The organism is Roseateles sp. P5_E4 (genome assembly GCF_054049255.1).
This window is the reverse complement of the sequence record NZ_JBFUMS010000014.1, coordinates 42,999-61,831: the sequence shown is the minus strand read 5'-3', so window position 1 is coordinate 61,831 and position 18,833 is coordinate 42,999. Positions and strand designations below refer to the sequence as shown.

Annotated in this window: 17 protein-coding genes; 9 read left to right on the top strand and 8 right to left on the bottom strand. The window is 69.3% G+C overall.

Annotated features, from left to right (window positions below; all coding sequences use genetic code 11):
• The first annotated feature begins 14 nt into the window (after nt 1–14).
• From ACXJLH_RS24105 to ACXJLH_RS24085, 5 genes are all read left to right on the top strand, one after another.
• Nucleotides 15–602 (top strand): PEP-CTERM sorting domain-containing protein, encoded by a 588-nt coding sequence (locus ACXJLH_RS24105; RefSeq protein WP_457320802.1) that lies wholly within the window; start codon nt 15–17, stop codon nt 600–602.
• Nucleotides 603–755: 153 nt separating this feature from the next.
• Nucleotides 756–3,401, top strand: coding sequence for a hypothetical protein (locus ACXJLH_RS24100; protein ID WP_457446772.1), 2,646 nt, complete (start codon nt 756–758; stop codon nt 3,399–3,401).
• Between the two features lie 147 nt (nt 3,402–3,548).
• Complete coding sequence (locus ACXJLH_RS24095; protein ID WP_457446770.1) at nt 3,549–5,600, top strand: ATP-dependent helicase; 2,052 nt, start codon at nt 3,549–3,551, stop codon at nt 5,598–5,600.
• Nucleotides 5,601–5,867: 267 nt separating this feature from the next.
• Nucleotides 5,868–6,233, top strand: a complete 366-nt coding sequence (locus ACXJLH_RS24090; RefSeq protein ID WP_056205481.1) for a hypothetical protein — start codon at nt 5,868–5,870, stop codon at nt 6,231–6,233.
• 451 nt (nt 6,234–6,684) lie between these two features.
• A complete protein-coding gene (locus tag ACXJLH_RS24085) occupies nt 6,685–7,374 on the top strand; it encodes a hypothetical protein (protein ID WP_457350543.1) in 690 nt (229 codons plus the stop codon).
• Between the two features lie 10 nt (nt 7,375–7,384).
• Here ACXJLH_RS24085 and ACXJLH_RS24080 read toward each other — a convergent pair whose 3' ends face one another.
• From ACXJLH_RS24080 to hemE, 3 genes are all read right to left on the bottom strand, one after another.
• On the bottom strand, nt 7,385–8,893 hold the full coding sequence (locus tag ACXJLH_RS24080; RefSeq protein ID WP_457446768.1) for an alkaline phosphatase D family protein: 1,509 nt from the start codon (nt 8,891–8,893) through the stop codon (nt 7,385–7,387).
• 18 nt (nt 8,894–8,911) lie between these two features.
• Complete coding sequence (locus tag ACXJLH_RS24075; RefSeq protein ID WP_457446766.1) at nt 8,912–10,978, bottom strand: primosomal protein N'; 2,067 nt, start codon at nt 10,976–10,978, stop codon at nt 8,912–8,914.
• 319 nt (nt 10,979–11,297) lie between these two features.
• Nucleotides 11,298–12,377 carry a uroporphyrinogen decarboxylase gene (gene hemE / locus ACXJLH_RS24070; protein WP_457321157.1) on the bottom strand — a complete coding sequence of 360 codons (1,080 nt, stop codon included), beginning with the start codon at nt 12,375–12,377 and terminating at the stop codon, nt 11,298–11,300.
• Between the two features lie 95 nt (nt 12,378–12,472).
• Here hemE and ACXJLH_RS24065 point away from each other — a divergent pair, with 95 nt between their 5' ends.
• Genes ACXJLH_RS24065 through ACXJLH_RS24055 form a run of 3 tightly spaced genes read left to right on the top strand, consistent with a single transcriptional unit; the run spans nt 12,473 to nt 14,524 of the window.
• The gene (locus tag ACXJLH_RS24065; protein WP_457446764.1) at nt 12,473–13,090 is read left to right on the top strand and encodes a LemA family protein; all 618 of its coding nucleotides are present in this window, start codon (nt 12,473–12,475) and stop codon (nt 13,088–13,090) included.
• 7 nt (nt 13,091–13,097) lie between these two features.
• Nucleotides 13,098–14,006: a TPM domain-containing protein gene (locus ACXJLH_RS24060; protein ID WP_457446762.1), complete on the top strand. Its 909-nt coding sequence runs from the start codon at nt 13,098–13,100 to the stop codon at nt 14,004–14,006.
• Nucleotides 14,006–14,524, top strand: coding sequence for a TPM domain-containing protein (locus ACXJLH_RS24055; protein ID WP_457321163.1), 519 nt, complete (start codon nt 14,006–14,008; stop codon nt 14,522–14,524). Before ACXJLH_RS24060 ends, ACXJLH_RS24055 begins: the two co-directional genes overlap by 1 nt.
• 15 nt (nt 14,525–14,539) lie before the next feature.
• On the opposite strand, the gene ACXJLH_RS24050 is transcribed toward ACXJLH_RS24055, so the two are convergent.
• The gene (locus tag ACXJLH_RS24050; protein WP_457446760.1) at nt 14,540–15,376 is read right to left on the bottom strand and encodes a D-hexose-6-phosphate mutarotase; all 837 of its coding nucleotides are present in this window, start codon (nt 15,374–15,376) and stop codon (nt 14,540–14,542) included.
• 64 nt (nt 15,377–15,440) lie between these two features.
• Between ACXJLH_RS24050 and ACXJLH_RS24045 the strand changes: the two genes are divergently transcribed.
• The gene (locus ACXJLH_RS24045; protein WP_457446758.1) at nt 15,441–16,157 is read left to right on the top strand and encodes a class I SAM-dependent methyltransferase; all 717 of its coding nucleotides are present in this window, start codon (nt 15,441–15,443) and stop codon (nt 16,155–16,157) included.
• Here ACXJLH_RS24045 and ACXJLH_RS24040 read toward each other — a convergent pair whose 3' ends face one another.
• The 4 genes from ACXJLH_RS24040 to ACXJLH_RS24025 form a co-directional block, all read right to left on the bottom strand.
• Nucleotides 16,158–17,063 (bottom strand): polysaccharide deacetylase family protein, encoded by a 906-nt coding sequence (locus ACXJLH_RS24040; protein ID WP_457389423.1) that lies wholly within the window; start codon nt 17,061–17,063, stop codon nt 16,158–16,160.
• A 34-nt stretch (nt 17,064–17,097) separates the two neighbouring features.
• On the bottom strand, nt 17,098–17,760 hold the full coding sequence (locus tag ACXJLH_RS24035) for a 4'-phosphopantetheinyl transferase family protein (protein ID WP_457446756.1): 663 nt from the start codon (nt 17,758–17,760) through the stop codon (nt 17,098–17,100).
• Between the two features lie 16 nt (nt 17,761–17,776).
• The gene (locus tag ACXJLH_RS24030) at nt 17,777–18,211 is read right to left on the bottom strand and encodes a hypothetical protein (RefSeq protein ID WP_056205503.1); all 435 of its coding nucleotides are present in this window, start codon (nt 18,209–18,211) and stop codon (nt 17,777–17,779) included.
• A 94-nt stretch (nt 18,212–18,305) separates the two neighbouring features.
• A complete protein-coding gene (locus ACXJLH_RS24025) occupies nt 18,306–18,818 on the bottom strand; it encodes a hypothetical protein (RefSeq protein WP_457446754.1) in 513 nt (170 codons plus the stop codon).
• Nucleotides 18,819–18,833 lie beyond the last annotated feature (15 nt).

Sequence of the window (18,833 nt, the reverse complement as noted above, 5' to 3'; positions counted from 1 at the left end):
GCTGGAGCACCGCCATGGCCCGTTCTCTCCTTGCGCCTTTCGTCGCCGTCGCGCTGTCGCTGGCCACCTCGGCTGCGATGGCCGCCGGTTTCAACACCGATGCCGAAGGCTGGACCACCAGCAACGGTGGCGCCCAGGTCTGGATGGCCAGCGGCGGCAACGGCGGTGGCTGGCTCCAGGTCACCGACATCACGGACGACGACTTCCTGCTGAACGCGCCCACTGCCTGGTTGGGCAACTGGTCGGCCTTTGCCGGCGGCACGCTGTCCTTCGACGCCAGGAACATCAACGGCGATGCGCCGGACTGGGCGCCTTTCGGTGAAGTGACCATCATCGGGGCCGGCGGCGGCGTGGTGTTCGACATGGTGGCCGCGAACAACCCGCCGGCCGATGGTCAGTGGCATCACTACAGTTTCGTGCTGCCGTCCTGGCAGGTGCTGGCCAACGTGACCAGCCTGACGATCAAGGGCGAATTCCATGCTGGCGTCACCGAAGTGGTCGGCATCGACAACATCCAGGTCACGGCCGTGCCCGAGCCCACCCACGCGGCACTGCTGCTGGGCGGCCTGGGGCTGCTGGCGGCGCTACGGCGCAGGCGCTGAACCCGTTCAGCCGGCCCGGGTTGCCCGCGATGCACGGCCTTCGGGGCTCGGCAACAATGCGCGCTTCTCCGGAGGTTTCATGGCCCGCCCGCTGCTTGCGCCGTCATACGCGACCCGTTTTGTCCCGATCCCTGCCGGCTTGAACCGGCGGGCGTGCTGATGGCCGCGGTCGGGGCCGCCCCCGCCACCCAGGGCCTGATGGGCCTGGGCGAACTGCAACTCAAGCTGCCCGCCACCAAGACTCAGTGGCTGGCCCTCGCGGCCGGCGTCGGCTTTGGCCTCGTGGGCGCCGAGTTGGCCTGGCACCACCCGCTGTCGGGGCCGCTCGCACTGGCTGCCTGGGGCGCCGCTGTGCTGCTGGCGGCGCTGTTCTGGGTCAAGACGCCCGTTCTTGTGCTCGCGCCGCTGCCCCTGATCGGCCTGGCGCCCTGGACCGGCTGGATCAGCTTCGAGGAGATGGACCTGCTCGTCACCGCCTGCGGCTGCGGCGGTTATCTGGCCTATGCGCTGCAGCTGAACGCGCGCGACCGCGCGCCGGCCTGGCGCCACGGCCTCGTCTATTCGCCGGTCGTCGTCGTGCTGATGATGGCCCTGGCGCTGTCCGCGGCCTGGAGCATCAGGCGCGGTTTCGCCGACGCCGGTGGCTTCACCTTCGGCTGGTTCCATGGCTATCACGAGGCGATGAACTCGGTGCGCAACGCCAAGGCCATCTTCCTGGCGCTGGCCCTGCTGCCGCTGTGGACGGCCGCAGCCACCGCGCGTCCAAGAGGTTTCTCGCGCGGCCTGCTGCTCGGCCTGGTGCTGGCCCTGGCCGGCGCCAGTGCCGCCGCGCTGTGGGAGCGCCTGGCCTACCCCGGCGTGCTGGACTTCTCGACCGACTACCGCACCACGGCCCTTTTCTGGGAGATGCATGTCGGCGGCGCGGCCCTGGACGGCTTCCTGGTGCTGACCCTGCCCTTCGCCCTGCTGGCCCTGCTGCGCACGCGCTCGCCCTGGCGCTTTGCCATCGGTCTTGTCATCGCGCTGCTGGCGGCCTATGCCTGCCTCACCACTTTCTCGCGCGGCGTCTACCTGGCGTTGCCGCTGGCTCTCATCCCCATGGTCATGCTGGCCGACGCCCAGCGCCGCCGCGCCGCAGCCTCGGGCCCGGAAAGCAGCCAGATCGACAGCACGCTGGGCGCTGTCGACGAGCCGCTGCCGCGCCTGGCCAAGGTCGGGGCGCTTGCCATGGCCGGCGCCTTCGCGCTGGCGGCCGCTCTGATATTCGGCAGCGGTGGCTACCGCGGCCTGCTGGCCCTGTTCTTTGTCATGGTCATCCTGCTGGCCATGCCGGCCAGCCTGTGGCTGCCCACCTTGAGCCAGCGGCTGACGGCGCTGATCATGGGCGGCCTGCTGGCCCTGTTGCTCGGTGGCGCGAGCTGGGCCTTGTCCATGGCCGTGCCGAAGGCGGCCTATGTGCTCAACGTCGTCGCGCTGCTGTGCTGCGCCGCGCTGCGCTGGCGCGACCAGCCGGGGCAGGCACGGCCCCTGTATGTGCTGCTGGTCGCGACGGCCTGGTTCTCGCTGCTGGCCACCATGGTCATCGTGGCCGACTACTGGAGCGGCACCACGGGCCGCTGGACGGCGCTGGCAGCAGGCCTGGCTCTGGCCGGCGTGTGGGCGGCCATGCTGGTGGAGCCGCGCCTGTGGCCCTTGCAGGGCAAGGACAGCCACGGCGCCGCGGGCTGGCGCAAGCGCGCCCTGCTGGTTGCCGGCCTGCTGATGGTGATGGCCATCGTCGCGGCCCTGGGCGGCGGCGCCTATCTGCGTGACCGGGTGGCCACCTGGAAGGAGGACGGCCAGACCCGCCTGACGCATTGGCGCGAGGGCCTGCACCTGCTGCACGGCGGCCGCCAGTGGCTGCTGGGCAAGGGCGCGGGGCGCTTTGTGCCGAGCAATTTCTACGAGGGCCCGGTCAGCAGCCAGGTGGGCGACTACCGGCTGCGCCACGACCCGACCGAGTCCTATCTGGCGCTGGCCGCCGGCAAGCATGCGCTGGGCCGCGGCGAACAGTTCCGCGTCAGCCAGCGCATCACCGCACCGGCGGCCGGGCCTGTTGCCATCACCCTGGTGCACCGCACGGCGGCCGACGCGAATCTGGTGCTGCAGATCTGCGAGAAGAACCTCATCTACCCGGACAACTGCCACAGCGTCGAGCCGATGCTCAAGCCGCTGCGGGCCGAGGCGCCGGCGGAAGGCGGCGCCGAAGCCACGGCGCCTGCCGCGGCAACAGCCGGCATGGGTGCCTGGCAGACCAGCGAATTCAAGCTCGGGCCGGTGCCAGCGCTGGGCGGCGACTGGTGGGCCCCGCGCTTCGTGACCTTCTCCATGGCGCTGGACACGCGCGCGGCGCGCGTCGACATCGCTCGCATCGCGATGCAGGACGCCCAGGGGCGCCAGCTGCTGGTCAATGGCGATTTCAACCGCGAGATGGCACGTTGGTTCTTCTCCAGCGACCGCCACCACCTGCCCTGGCATATCAAGAACGCGGCCCTGCACGTGCTGTTCGAGCAGGGCCTGGTGGGCCTGGCCCTGCTGGGTGGGGCCTACCTGCTGGTGCTGGTGCGCCTGAGCTTCGGCCGCGGTCGCGACCATCCGCTGGCGCCGGCTATCGTCGCCGCGCTGATCGGCTTAGGTACCGTGGGCGCTTTCGACAGCCTGCTGGACGTGCCCCGCGTCGGCTTCGTTTTCTTCACGCTGCTGCTACTGGGGCTGGGGCTGCGGGCCTTGCCAGGGGAAGGGGTAGCGCGAGTGGCATGATGTGCGCCCCTCGTCCAAGGTGTACCTTGGCCGGTCCCCCTACGGGACGGCGATGCTTGCGGCGTTGAACCGCAAGCACATCGCCAGCGCGGGCCGGCTTGGGAGCGGCCCGTCGCTCGGCCCGCAAGCAGAGCCGCCACCAAAGACATGTCATCCCCGCCCGCCGCTGGCCTCAACCCGGCCCAACTCGAAGCCGTCTACCACCTGAGCGGTCCCTGCCTCGTCATCGCTGGCGCGGGCTCGGGCAAGACGCGCGTCATCACGACCAAGATCGCGCAGCTGCTGGTGTCGGGCTATCGGCCCAGCCAGATCGCCGCCATCACCTTCACGAACAAGGCCGCGCAGGAAATGCGCGAGCGGGCCAAGGCACTCGTCGGCAACAAGGCGGCCAAGGACCTGGCAATCTCGACCTTCCACTCACTGGGCGTGCGCCTGCTGCGCGAGGAGGGCTCGCGGGTCGGGCTGAAAGAGCAGTTCTCCATCCTCGACAGCGACGATGTGCTCAACGTGCTGAAGGACGCCGGCGGCACGACGGATGTGAACCAGGCGCGGCGCTGGCAGTGGACCATCTCGCTGTGGAAGAACCAGGGGCTGGACGCGGCCCAGGCAGCGCAGGTGGCCAAGGACGAGGATGAACGCTCGGCCGCCGCCGTCATGGTGCGCTACCAGGAGCGCTTGGCCGCCTACCAGGCGGTGGACTTCGACGACCTCATCACGCTGCCGCTCAAGCTGCTCAGCAGCGACGCCGAGGCGCGCGAGAAGTGGCAGAACAAGCTGCGCTATGTGCTGGTGGACGAATACCAGGACACCAACGCCGTGCAGTACGAGCTGCTGAAGGCGCTCGTCGGCGAGCGCGGCATGTTCACGGCCGTGGGCGACGATGACCAGTCCATCTATGGCTGGCGCGGTGCGACCATCGAGAACCTGAAGCGCCTGCCGACCGACTACCCCAAGCTGAAGGTCATCCCGCTGGAGCAGAACTACCGCTCCACCGGCAGCATCCTGCGCGCGGCCAACAACGTCATCGCCGGCAACCCCAAGATCTTCGAGAAGAAGCTGTGGAGCGAGTTCGGCGACGGCGAGCCCATCGCGCTGCTGGAGGCTGACGGCGAGGAGCACGAGGCCGAGCGCGCCGTGGCGCGCATCCAGCAGCTGCGTGCCGATGGCAAGGGACCTCAATACCGCGACTTTGCGATCCTGTACCGCGCCAACCACCAGGCACGCATCTTCGAGCAGGCCCTGCGCCGCGCCCAGATCCCCTACAAGGTCTCGGGCGGCCAGAGCTTCTTCGACAAGGCCGAGATCAAGGACCTGTGTGCCTGGCTGCGCCTGCTGGTGAACCAGGACGACGACCCGGCCTTCCTGCGCGCCGTGACGACGCCCAAGCGCGGCATCGGCCACCAGACCTTGGGCGCCCTGGGCACCTTCTCGGCGCAGTGGAAGTGCAGCATGTTCGAGGCGCTGTTCGCCGAGAGCCTGGCCACTTCGCTGACCAAGCGCGCCCTGGACGGCCTGCACGAGTTCGGCCGCACTGTGAACGAGCTGCAATACAAGGCCAAACATACCGAAGGCCACACCGCGGCTCACGCGATGCTGACGGAGTGGCTCAAGGACATCGCCTACGAGGCCCATCTGCTCGACAACGAGGAGAACGAGAAGGTCGCCCAGGCGCGCTGGGGCAATGTGCTGGACTTCGTCGACTGGATCGCCAAGCGCTGCGGCGGCCAGCACAGCGAGGAAGGCGGCGTCAGCTTCACCGAGCCCAAGCAGAGCGTGCTGGACGTGGCCCAGACCATCAGCGTCATCCTGTCGCTGGCCGAGCGCGGCGAGGACCAGGACCAGGTCACGCTGACCACGCTCCACGCCTCCAAGGGCCTGGAATGGCCCCACGTGGTGCTGGCTGGCGTCAACGAGGGCCTGTTGCCCTTCAAGCGCGAGGAAGCCGAGCTGACGGCCGAGGCGCTGCAGGAGGAGAGGCGGCTGATGTACGTCGGCATCACGCGGGCGCGCACGACGCTGGCCGTGTCGACGTTGCGCCGGCGCAAGAAAGGCCGCGATACCGTCGTGGGCATTCCCAGCCGCTTCCTGGCCGAGATGAAGCTGCACGAAGGCATCACCCGTGAAGATCCCCGGGAAAAGCTCAAGCGCATGCGCGAAGAACTGGCCGCCAAGGCAGCCGCGCGGGCGGCACCCCAATAGCCGCCGCCGTAGTGCCTTTCTGCGGGGCGAGCGCTGGGCCGCTCCCGAGCCGGCCCGCCCTGGCGATGTGCTTGCGGCTTGATGCCGCAAGCATCGCTGTCCCCTCGGGGGACCGGTCAAGGTACTCCTTGGACGAGGGGCTTCTCAATAGTCAAGACTGAAGCGCTCATTCGCGGGGGTACCCCCCGAGCGCGTGAAGTCTTCACAACCTCGCCACGGTAGGCTGCGAACAATGCGATCCAGCCCTTCTTTCCGGTGAGCCTGCACATGAAAGCCCTGGTCCTTGCTGCCGTCCTCGCTGCCCTGAGTTCCTCGACCCCGGCCGGCGCCACGCGTGAAGCGCGCCAACCCATCGTCGACACGACGACGGCCACCGTGATTGCCGATGCCGGCCGCCTCGGCTCGGCCAGCCTGACGTCGTTCAACGGCAACGCCCACTGGACGCCGGCCAACCGCCAGGCCGAAACCGAGTTCGACGCTCTGCCCGCCGAGGTCGACACGGGCTCGCTGCTGATCGTCCTTGGTGCTCTGGCCCTGGCAGTTGCGCGCCCCGTGAGCCGCGCCCTGCGTCGCCAGGAGCAACAGCGCCGTGCCGCGGCACTGGCCAGCACCCTCGCGCACACGCCGCGGTAAAACTGCCCCTCGCCCAGCCACGCCCTACTGAACGCAGGCGTGCCTGATCGGTCTTGCAGACCGCGCTGCGGCAGTGCCGCAGCTCTTCGGCAGGCACATCGCGCCCACCGGGCGCAATGTGTCCGGCCGAAGCCCCCGAGGGGACGGCGATGCTTGCGGCATCGAGCCGCAAGCACATCGCCCAAGCGGGCCGGCTCGGTGAACTGGAGTCGGACACAAGCAGTCCCTGCGGACTGCTTGTGCCTACGCAAGGCCATGGGCCTCTGGCCCATGGCAGGCCCAGCGCTCGGCCCGAAATACCTCAGTCCCCAACAACCGTTTTCAGTGAATTGCTTCACAGGCGGCACACCGGCCTGAGGGGGGTGGTTTCGCGAGTGTGAACTCTGCACCCGGCGCGGGGCAGAGCTGGCTAAAGAATCGCGGCCAGTCATCACACCGCCTGCCCCCGCCCATGAAACGCGCCCTGTCCCTGCTCGCTCTGATTGCCTTCGGCAGTTCCGCACTGGCCGCCCCCGCGCCGGTGAACCTGCTCGTCAACGGCAGCTTCGAGAGCACGGCCGTGGCCAACGGCAACTGGGTCAACGTGGTCACCACGCCGGGCTGGACCTGGCTCGGCGGGCCCGGCAGCGGTTTCGAAGTCCGCAACAACGTCGCCGGCACGGCCCAGGACGGCCGCAACTACCTCGAGCTCGACACCAACGGCAACACGCTGATCGGTCAATACCTCGACAACCTCAGCGCTGGCGCACGCTATGAACTGAGCTTCTGGTATGCACCGCGCGAGCTCCAGGCCGCGTCGACCAACGGCATGCAGGCGTTCTGGAACGGCGTGCAGCTCGGCGCCACCCTGAGCGGCCTCGGCGGCAGCGGCAATCAATGGACCGAGGTCAAGTTCAGCCTGACGGCACAGGCCGGCCGCAACCTGCTGAGCTTCGCATCCGTGGGCACCAGCGACGGCCTGGGCGGCAACCTCGACAACGTCAACCTGAACCGCATCCCCGAGCCCGGCAGCCTGGCGCTGACTTTCGCCGCGCTGGCGGGCTGCCTGCTGCTGCCGCGTACGCTGCGCCGCCAGGCCGAGGCGCGCCGCGCCACGGCGCTGGCCGCCGCGCTGACGGCCCCCACGCCGCGCCCGCGCTGAGCCGCTGCCGTCAGGCGGGCTGCACGCCGGCTCGGCCGTCTTGCACGGCGAAACGTGCCACCGTCCGGATGGCGCTGTCAGGCTGCAGGGCATCGTCCAGCGACCGAACCGCCGCCCGCAGCCCCGCCTTGTCGACCACGAAGGCCATGTAGCCACGCTGGTCGCTGCGGCCGTAGTGCAGGTGCGGGTTGTGCGGCAACACCTCGTCCAACCGCTGCTGCTTGCCACCCCAACTGGTGATGGAACTGCCGCAGAACTCGCTGGCGACGACGGGCGAGTCGGGGTCGTCGAAGTCGGCCTTCAGGTCTGCCACGACGTGCGAATGCACGTCGCCGCCCAGCACGACGACGTTGGGCACCTGGCGTTCGCGCACGGTCGCCAGCAGCCGGTTGCGGGCCGGCGCGTAGCCATCCCAACCGTCGGTCCAGTAGGTGGGCTCAGTCGCGTTCCAGTTCATGCGCGCCATCAACGTCTGCTGTGCGACGAGATTCCAGCGGCCCGGCGTGGTGTCCCAGCCCTCGGCCAGCCAGCGTTCCTGGGCCGCGCCCAGCAGCGTGCGTTTCGGGTCCAGCAGCTCCGGGCACTCCCGCAGCGGCAGCGTGTTGCTGCCGTATCTGCCGGCCTTGGTGCACAGCTGCGGGTCGCGGTACTGGCGGTCGTCCAGCGCATGGATGACGGCCAGCCGCCCCCAGGTGTGGCGGCCATGCATGCGCATCTCCACACCGCGCGGGCGCCAGGCCTTGGGCAGGGGCTGGTGCTCCCAGCAGGCCTGGTAGGCGGCGGCCCGGCGCGCCGGGAAGTCCTGCGCGATCTTCTCGCCGCGCAGCCCGGCGTAATCGTTCTCGACCTCGTGGTCGTCCCACACGTACAGCCAGGGCACGGCGGCATGCATGGCCTGCAGCGCGGGGTCGGACTTGTACTGCGCGTAGCGGCCGCGGTACTGGTCCAGCGTCACGGCAGCACCGCCTTCCACGGCCCGCACGCGGCCCGGTGCCGCGCCGTATTCATAGATGTAGTCGCCCAGGAACATGACCAGGTCCAGCTCCTCGGCCAGCATGTGGCGCCAGGCGGCGAAGAAGCCGTGGTCCCAGCGCTGGCAGCTGGCGATGGCAAAGCGCAGCGGCTCCAGCGCGTCCGCGGCCGGCGTGGTGCGCGTGCGGCCTGCCGTGCTGTGCTGGCCCAGCGCCTCGAAGCGATACCAGTACCAGCGGCCCGGCTTGAGCCCTGCGGGCTCGGCATGCACGCTGTGCGCCCAGGCGCCTTCAGCGATCTCGGTGCCCGAGGCGACGCGGCGCTGAAAGGCTTCATCCTCCGCAACCTCCCAGCGCACCTCGACGCGCGCCGGCAGGTCAGCGCCGGTCAGCCGGGTCCACAGCACCATGCCGTCAGGCGTCGGGTGGCCGGATGCGATGCCCAGCGCGAAGCGCGGCGCCACGTCCGCTCGCGCATGGCGCAATAAGCCGGGCGCGAGGCCGGCGGCCAGGGACAGCTGCAGCAGGTGGCGGCGATGGGTGTCCATCGCCGCATTCTGGCTTGGTTAGATCGCCAAAGGATCCACGTCCACGGCCCAGCGCAGCACGGCCTTGTGCTCGCGCTTGAGCGCGATCAGCTCCGGCACCCAGCCGCGCAGGAAGGCCTGCAGCCGTGCGCGCTGCGTGGCCTCCACCAGCATCTGCATGCGCTCCACGTCGGCCACGCGCGCCACGGCATGCGGCACCGGCGGGTAGACCAGCACGCCCTCGTCATGCGCCAGCTCGGCCGCCGCCGCCAGGAAGGCCTTGGCCGCTTCCACCGTGCGCGCCTCGGCACGCAGCAGGGCCAGGTGGGCAAAGGGCGGCAGGCTGGCCGAACGACGCTCGGCGAGCTGGTCGGCAGCAAAGCGCACATAGTCATGGCGCGCCAGGGCCTGGTAGAGGGCATGGTCGCGGTGCCAGGTCTGCACCCACATCTCGGCCCTTGTCTCGCCCGAGGCATCGCGCCCTGCCCGGCCGCCGGCCTGCATCAACAAGGCAAACAGGCGCTCCGGCGCGCGAAAGTCGCTGCTGAACAGGGCGCCGTCGGGGTTCACCGCGGCCACAAAGCGGATGCGCCGGAAGTCGTGGCCCTTGGTGATCATCTGCGTGCCGACGAGGATGTCGACGTCGCCGTCATGCACGGCCTGCAGCTGCGCCTCCAGCTCGCCCTTGCGGCGCGTCGAGTCGGCGTCGATGCGCAGCACGCGCGCACCGGGCAAGGCCTCGCCGAGCTGCTCCTCCAGCTTCTCGGTGCCACGGCCAATGGGCGCGATGTCGTGGTTGCCGCAGTTGGGGCAGGCGCTTGGCACGCGCTCCGTGAAGCCGCAGTGGTGGCAGCGCAGCGTGCGGTCGCGCTTGTGGAAGACGCGCCAGGCGCTGCAGTGGGGGCAGTCGCTCTTCCACTGGCATTCGCCGCAATGCAGCACCGGTGCATAGCCGCGGCGGTTCAGGAAGACGAGGCTTTGCTCGCCGCGCTCCAGTCGTGCCTTCAGCTCGGCCAGCAGCGGCGCGGTCAGTGCGGTCGTCACGCCAGCGGTGGGCGGCAGGGCCTTCATGTCGAAGAGCCTGACGCGGGGCAGTGCGCCGCCGCCGATGCGGGCGGCCAGCGTCAGGCGCTCATAACGGCCACTTTCGGCGTGCTGCCAGCTCTCCAGCGACGGCGTGGCCGAGCCGAGCACGACGGGTACTTGAAGGTCATGCGCGCGCCAGACCGCCAGGTCACGCGCCGAATAGCGGGCACCGTCCTGCTGCTTGTAGGAAGGGTCGTGTTCCTCGTCGACGACGATCAGCCCCAGCGCCGGCATCGACGCGAATACCGCCAGCCGCGTGCCCAGCACCAGCCGCGCGCGGCCGAGGTGGGCGGCCAGCCAGTTCTGCAGGCGCTGGGCCGGCGTCAGCGCGCTGTGCAGCGACACGATGGCCAGGGGCTGAGGCAGCAGCGCCGCGAAGCGTTCGGTGAAGCGGGCCTCCAGTTGCGGCGTCAGGTTGATCTCGGGCACCAGCACCAGCACCTGGCGGCCCGCCGCCAGCGCGGCTTCGGCGGCGCGCAGATAGACCTCGGTCTTGCCGCTGCCGGTCACGCCGAACAGCAGCAGCGGCTTGCGCTCGCCGCCGTCGATCTGGGCCGTGATGCGGGTGACGGCCTCGGCCTGCTCCGGCGCCAGCTCGGGCCGGACCGGTTCCGGCACGGCGACCGCCTTGGCGACCTTGCGGTCCAGCTTGCGCAAACGCGCAGCCAACTGATCAGGCGAAAGTTCACGCAACTGCGGCGGCAGCACCGCGCTGGCCAGTTCGCCTACGCTGCGCTGGTAATAGCCGGCGGCGAAATCCAGCAGCCGGCACCAGTCGGCGCCCAGCGGCGTCAACGCGTCAAAAACGGCGGCCACCGGCCGCAGGGTGACGTCTGGCGCCATGGTTTCGTCGCCCGGCCAGACGATGCCCAGCAGTTCACGCTTGCCCAGCGGCACCCGCACCAAAGTGCCTGATGCGAGCGCCTGCTCACTCGCGTAGTCAAGCGGGCCATTCAAGCCGCTGTGCTGAGGGGCGTCGACCGCCACGCGCACCGTTGCAGGGCCTTCAGCTTCAGCCATGCGCAGCTCCGCGCTTCTTGTGAAGCAGTGGCTCAGCAAGTGGCTGCAAGTACATGATTCTTAAAGGCTCTTGGGTTGCCCACAATTTCTGTGGATAAGTTTGTGAGCAAATCGCCCCGTGCGGGCCGATAGAGCGCCAGAGCGGGACGAACCGCCCCAAATCCGTTCGTCGGCGCCATTTGAGTGCTGCCTTGAAAATCAAGCACTTAGCACGAATTCGGGAAAACTCTTAGGTGCGCCGCACCAACGACAGTCCGCCGCCCTCGCCTCCCGAATTTTGGGGATAAGTCATCGCGGAACTGCAGATTTGACGGCCCTGTCAGGCTGCAGTTCGCAGGCGGCGCGAATGCTGGTGAACCTCGTCCACCAAGGCTTCCACGCTCTCGGGCGGTGTGAACTGGCTGATGCCATGGCCAAGGTTGAAGACATGGCCGTGGCCGGCGGCGGGCTTGCCGAAGCTGTCCAGCACGGCCCGGGCCTGAGCACGTACGGTTTCGGGTGGCGCGAACAGCACATTGGGGTCGAGGTTGCCCTGCAGCGCGACCCGATCGCCCACGCGGGCACGGGCGGCGCCAAGGTTCATCGTCCAGTCCAGGCCGACGACGTCGGCGCCGGCGTCGGCAATCTCGTCCAGCCACAGGCCGCCGCCCTTGGTGAACAGCAGCCGAGGAATGCGCACGCCACCGTGCTCGGTCTTCACCTGGCTCAGCACCTGGCGCGAATAGGCCAGGCTGAACTGCTGGAAGGCGCCGTCGGCCAGCACGCCGCCCCAGGAGTCGAACAGCATGACGGCCTGGGCACCGGCTTCGATCTGGGCGTTCAGATAGGCGGCCACCGAGCGGGCGTTCACGTCCAGGATGCGGTGCATCAGGTCGGGGCGCGAATACATCAGGCTCTTGACGAGGCGGTAGTCGTCGGAGCCCCCGCCTTCCACCATGTAGCAGGCCAGGGTCCAGGGGCTTCCGGAGAAGCCGATCAGCGGCACGCGGCCGTTCAAGGCCTCGCGGATGGATGTGACGGCGTCGAAGACATAGCGCAGCTTGTCCATGTCGGGTACTTCCAGCGCTGCCACCGCGGCCTCGTCGCGGACCTGCCTTGCGAATTTCGGGCCCTCGCCCTGCTGGAAGGACAGGCCCAGGCCCATCGCGTCGGGCACCGTCAGGATGTCGCTGAACAGGATGGCGGCGTCCAGCGGGAAACGCTCCAGCGGCTGCAACGTCACCTCGGTGGCGTAGTCGCGGTTGGTGGCCAGGCCCATAAAGCTGCCGGCCTTCTCGCGCGTGGCGCGGTACTCGGGCAGGTAGCGGCCCGCCTGGCGCATCAGCCAGATGGGCGTGTGCTCGGTGGGCTGGCGCAGGCAGGCGCGCAGGAAGGTGTCGTTTTGCAGGGGGGCGAACATGACCAAATTATCCCTGCTGGCCCCGGCACGATCCGGCGCGTCGCGGGAGCGTCGTTTGCCCTTGTCTGCCATCCTCCCAGCAGCGAGATGCGTCCATGATCCGAATCCTCGTCACCGTGGCGGCCGCCGCCAGCCTGTCGGGCTGCGGCTACAACCAGTTCCAGACCCTTGACGAGCAGGTCAGCGCCAGCTGGGCCGAGGTGCTGAGCCAGTACCAGCGCCGGGCCGACCTCATTCCCAACATCGTCAACACGGTCAAGGGTGAGGCCAGTTTCGAGCAGGAGACGCTGACCCGCGTCGTCGAGGCGCGCGCCCGCGCGACCAGCGTGCAGGCCACGCCGGAGCTGGTCAACGACCCCGAGGCGTTGAAGAAGTTCCAGGCCGCACAGGGTGAGCTGAGCAGCGCGCTGTCCCGGCTGCTGGTGGTCACCGAGAACTATCCCAACCTGAAAGCCAACCAGGGCTTCCAGGATCTGCGCGTGCAGCTCGAAGGCACCGAGAACCGCATCACCGTGGCGCGCAACCGCTACATCCAGACGGTGGCCAGCTACAACGTCCACACGCGCAGCTTCCCGAACAACCTGACGGCCATGCTGTTCGGCTACAAGGCCAAGCCCAACTTCACCGTACAGAACGAGGCGGCCATCACGACGGCGCCGACGGTGGACTTCGGCACAACGGCCAAGCCGACGGCACCGGCCGCGTCGAAGTAGCCGCGCGATGCGCTGGCTGACTGCCTTGCTGCTGCTGTTGGCGGCGCCGTGGGTCCAGGCCCAGGGCGTGCAGCCTGTGCCGGGACTGAATGCCCGCGTCATCGACCAGACCACCACGCTCGACGCCGCGCAGCGCCAGGCACTCGAAGACCGGCTGGCCGCCTACGAGCGCGCGTCGGGGCCGCAGATCGTGGTGCTGATGGTGCCGACGACCGCGCCCGAGGACATCGCCGCCTATGCCCAGCGCGTCGCCGACCAGTGGAAGATCGGCCGCCGCGAAGTGGGTGACGGGCTGCTGATCGTCGTCGCCAAGAACGACCGCAAGATGCGCATCGAGGTGGCCAAGGCCCTCGAAGGCGCGGTGCCCGACCTGGCCGCGCGGCAGATCATCGACACGGCCATGAAGCCGGCCTTCCGCAATGGCGACTACGCCGGCGGCCTGCAGGCGGCCATCGAGAAACTGCAGGCGCGCATCAACGGCGAAGGCCTGCCAACCCCCGCTTCCGCGCCGCACGCCGGTGACAACGAGGGCTTTGGTTTCCAGGACCTCGGCATGCTCTTCTTCATCGGCGTGCCGGTTGTCGGCATGCTGCTGACCGGCCTGTTCGGCCGCAAGCTGGGCAGCCTGGCCACGGCAGGCGCCGCCGGCGCGGCGGGTTGGGTCTTTGGCGGCGGCTTCGTCGTGGCCGGCATAGCCGCGGTCGCGGCCCTGGTGCTGGTGGGCCTGTTCGGCATCGGCGCCGCTCGACGAAGTTCCGGCCTTGCCGGACTCAGCGGCCGCCGCGGCGGCATGCTGATCCCGCCCATCATCTTCGGCGGGGGTGGCGGCGGGGGTGGTGGCTTGGGTGGGGGCGGCGGCTTCTCTTCCGGCGGGGGCGGCAACTTCGGCGGCGGTGGCGCCTCGGGAGACTGGTGATGGCGCGCCTGTCACTCCAGCGTTTCATCCGCCATCGCCTCTGGGACGAGGACGATGCCCGCCGCGTGCTGCCACCCGAGGCGCTGGTGCGGCTTCAGCAGCGCGTGGCCGACAGCGAGCAGCGCCACAGCGGCGAGATCCGCGTCTGCGTCGAAGCCAGCCTGCCACTGAGCTACCTCTGGCGCGACGCGCCGGCGCGCGAACGGGCCGTCACGATGTTCGCCAAGCTGGGCGTGTGGGACACGGAGCACAACAACGGCGTGCTGATCTACCTGCTGCTGGCCGAGCACCGCATCGAGATCGTCGCCGACCGCGCGCTGGCGCGCCGCGTGGGCGCCGGTCACTGGCAGCAGCTGGTCCAGGCCATGAGCGAGGCCTTCCGCGCCGGCCGCTTCGAGCCGGGCCTGGTCGACGCCATCGCGGCCGTGGACGCGCTGCTGGTGGCGCACTTCCCGCGTGACGCGAGCGCCGCCACGCCGCGCCTGAACGAACTGCCGGACGAGCCGCTGCTGGGCTGAGCGGCCCGCGCCTGGCTACAGCAAGGCCAGGCTCTGCCGGCCGACCCAGGTATCGCCGGCTTGCAGCTCGATGGGGCGACCGATGCATGCCGCCTCCACGCACAGCATCTCCGACCAGCCTTCGGGGGGCATGTCGGCCAGCTTGGCGCAGCGCTCGGGGCCAGGGTTCCAGACCACGGCATCTTCGAAACCCTGCTGGCGGACGGCCACCTGGCGCCGGTCCTCGGTCACCAGCAGCGGACGCTCCTTGACACCGAAATAGATGCGATCCAGGTCCAGCACGCCCTTTTCGCCGGTCAGCAGCAGATCCATGCGCTGCAACGCCTCGGCCTGCTTGATGCTGTCGAAATAGCGCAGGCCGGCCAGCCCTTCGACGCTGACCGCGTCCAGGTCGGCCACGCGCAAATAGGTATGCAGCGCCGCTGTGAACTGCAGCGGTGCGTCGCCGAGGTTCTCACAGGCGAGTTCGATGTCGAGGCTGCGGCCGCCCACGCGCACACTCAACTCCAGCTCGAAGGCATGCGGCCAGATCGCACGCGTCGCGTCGCTGTCGCGCAGGCGCATGACGGCGAGCGCATCGTCCTTGCCCTGCTGCTGCTGGACCAGCTCCCACGGCAGCGTGCGCGCAAAGCCATGCTTGGGCAGCGGCCCGCGCTCGGCAAACTGCGGGAAACACACCGGCACGCCGCCGCGGATGGCCTTGCCTGGCGTGAATTCGCTGCGCGGCGACAGATACAGCTGCTCACCGGCACCGGGTGGGCGCCACGACAGCAGGTGGCCGCCGTGCAAGCTGAACTGGGCGCTCGCGCCATCGGGGCTTTGCAGGGTGAAACTGGACGGTTCGGAGCTCATGGCAGGCGGGCGCGAAGGGGCAAAGCCCTATCATCGCCGACTTGTTTTTTCGGGGCCGCCGCCCATGAACACAGCCAGCGCCCGCCCCTCCCAGAAACTGGCCTTCGTGCCCGAGACCCGTTTCGGCCTGTGGTTCCTGTCCACCGTGACCTGGCGTGTTCACGTGCTGGGCCGTGCGCTGAGCGACCTGCAGCGCATGGCGCCGGACGCGCCGCGCGGCGGCGTGATGCTAGACATCGGCACCGGCCAGGGCCACTCCCTGCCGGAGATGGCGGCACGCTTTGCGCCGGCCCAGATCCATGCACTCGACCCCGAGCCGGACTTCGAGGCCCGCTGCGCCGCGATGGTGAAAGCCTGCCCCGTGCCCGTCACCCTGCACGCGGCGCATGCCGAGCGCATTCCGCTGCCGGACGCGTCGGTGGACATCGTGCTGTGCCACCAGACCCTGCACCACATCGTCGACCAGAAAGCGGCCCTGGCCGAGGCGTTTCGCGTGCTTAAGCCCGGCGGCCTGCTGCTGCTGGCCGAGAGCACGCGCGCCTACATCCACAGCTGGATCATCCGGCTGCTGTTCCGCCACCCCATGCATGTGCAGCGCACGGCGGACGAGTTCATCGCCCTGGTGCTCGAGGCCGGCTTCCAGGTGGACGCGGACCGCATCAGCACGCCCTATCTGTGGTGGAGCCGCAGCGACCTGGGTGCGCGCGAATGGCTGGGCTTGGGCCAGCCGAAAAATCGCGAGGAAACGCTGCTGAACGCCGTCGCTCGCAAGCCCGGCTGATCAGTCCAGCGGAGGCTCGGGCAGGATCCAGGCCAGCAGCGAAGTCCAGAAGCCCGGGATGCGGATCTGCACGCTCGGGTCGGTCAGCGCCCGCGCCCGCGCAGCGGCTTCCAAGGATTCGGCCGAGTCGTAGAACGGCGGATCGGCCAACACCAGCCCGGCCTTGTTGGCGCCATCGACGAGGATCTGCAGATACTCGTCGACATGGCTGCCGGTGAAGGGGTTGGCATCGTGGAAGGTCACGACCACCGGCCGCACGCCGTCCACCAACGGCAGCTCGGTGATCCGCCGGCGCAGCTCGCGCATCTGGTGCTCGAAATGCGAGCGCCGGCGCAGGCTGGCATTGGGCCAGGGGATCTTGCCGTCGTTGGCGGACAGGTCCGTCATCACGACGCTGAGCCCATGGCGCTGATAGGCCGCGAAGGTGCGCGCGTCGTAGGCCCAATGCGGCGGGCGCACCAGCACCGGGGGGCGGCCGGCCAATTCCATATGCGCCGCCAAGCCCTGGCTGAGGCTGCCTTCGAGCAGCTCATCACTCAGCTTGGTGTGGCTGGTGTGGCCGGGCGTCGCGGTGTGAAAACCCAGCACATGGCCCTCCGCCAGCGTGCGGCGCATCAGCGCCTGGCCGCGCGGTGTCGCACCGCCGTTCACGGCGCCCGTCTGCACGAAGAACAGCGCCTTGATGCCCGGCTGGATGGCATTGCGCGCGAGGCCGTCGAGGATCTGGACCGTCGGGTTGTCGGTCTCCCGCGCGCTCGGGCCGTCGTCGAAAGTCAGCAACAGGCGGATGGGCACCGGGGCGCTCACCGACACATGCTCGGCCAGCGGCGACGGGTCGGCCGCGGCATGGGTCGCGACGACCAACGCCAGGCTTGCAAATGCCGCTGCGAAGCGCCATCGCGCCATCCTGCCTCCGTACTGCTTTCGTGGGGCCAGCAGTTTATTCGCCGGCCCTGCGCGCCCGGCAGCGGCGCCACACTGCATTCATGGGGCCTTCGATGCGCACAGGCAACTTGGGATTGCAGGCCACAGCCAGCACCACAGCGCCGATGGTCGTGACGGCCACGTCGCCCTCGGGGTCGTCGCTGAAGTCCAGCGCCCGCATCAGCGCAAAGTCCAGACCCTGTTCGCGCGCCTTGAGCCAGGCCTCCTTGAGCGTCCAGGCCTGCAGAAAGACCTGCGCGCGCGCCTCGACCGGCAAGGCGGCCAGGTCGGCGCGCTGCGCGGGGCTGTGCACCGTCTCGGCCAGGGCCAGGTGGTCGCGCGGCCGAGCCAGGCTTTCCACATCGATGCCGATCGGCACCCCGGCCGCGGCGCAGGCGACTGTGCCGGCGCTGTGGCTGATGGACACGAACACATCGCCACGGCCCGCCACGCGGCAGGCACCGCTGCTGGCCACCTCCAGTGCAGGCGGCTCATCCGAGCCCAGCCAGCGCTGCACCACGCGGCGCGCCAGCCAGCGGCCGGCCAGGAAGGTGTCGCGCCGGGCCTCGGTGCCCAGCGACTGCAGGCGAGCCTGCTCGGAGGGCGCCAGCCAGGCGCCCGGTGACGGCATGCCGACCCGCAGCTCAGGCTCGGCGGCCAGCAGGCAGAGCAGGGTCACCGCGAGCCGTGGTCAGTCACTCAACCTTGGCCAAGGTGCCGCGCAAAGCGACGCCAATGACGAAGGCACCGGCATGGCACTCGAAATCGGTCGCACTCTTGTACTCCACCTTCCGGTAGTAGCTGACGATGTCGACCACCGCATTGGCGCCGTGGCGCTTGGCGCCATCCTGCAGATCGATCAGCGCACTCAATGCGGCCCATTTGCAACCATAGTCGTCCGCCTTGCCGAAGCCGTTGGTCTTCGGATTGGCCACGTAGGTCGCGAGGCGTCTGCTGACCTTCGGCGTCGCTTGACCGGCCAAATAGAACTTGAACGCCGGGTCCAGTTTTTCCTTGGCCTCGGGCAGTTCCAGCACATCGGCCAGCGGGATATGCAGCACGGTGTCGCGCGCGAAGGCTGGCGCCGACAGCAACGCAGCGGCGGCCAAGACCACAAGACGAAACTTCATGAGCACGCTCCTTGAACGGGGCTTTCGATGATGCCGTATCAAGGGCGCCGCACAGGTAGGCGGAAGCCGGCAAATGCGCCGCGCAGCCCTGCGATCACTGCGGCGCGGATGCCGCCTGATCGGCCGTGACGGCGGCGGGCGCCTGAGGCGCGACGCCCTGCGCCAGCGCCTCGGGGCTCTTGTTGGTCGTCAGGATGACCTCCATGCGCACGCCACCCATGGCCTCGCAGGACTTGCGAGGCGCCTCGTTCCAGCGGATGGCGGTTGCCGTGACCACCGGGCGCACGACGCGCCAGGGCCAGAAGCCAAAACGCTGCGAACTGTTGTAGTCCACGAGGGCATCGGCCTTGTTCGCCAGGGCCTGCTGCACCAGGGCCGGCAGCAACTCCTTGACGCCGCCATAGGTGCCCTTGGCGACCTTGAGCTGTTGCAGCTTCTGGTGCGGCACGTCGGACGGCGCACCGTTGTCGAAGACGCAGAGGTCTCGACCTTCCTGCGACAGGCTGGCGGCGATCCGCTTCCCATCAGCCAACTCCTGTTCCGGCGAACCGGCTTGCGCCGCAGCGCTCGCCAAGATCATTGCAACGGTCAGTACGCTCTGCTTCATCAGGCCCTCCCAGGC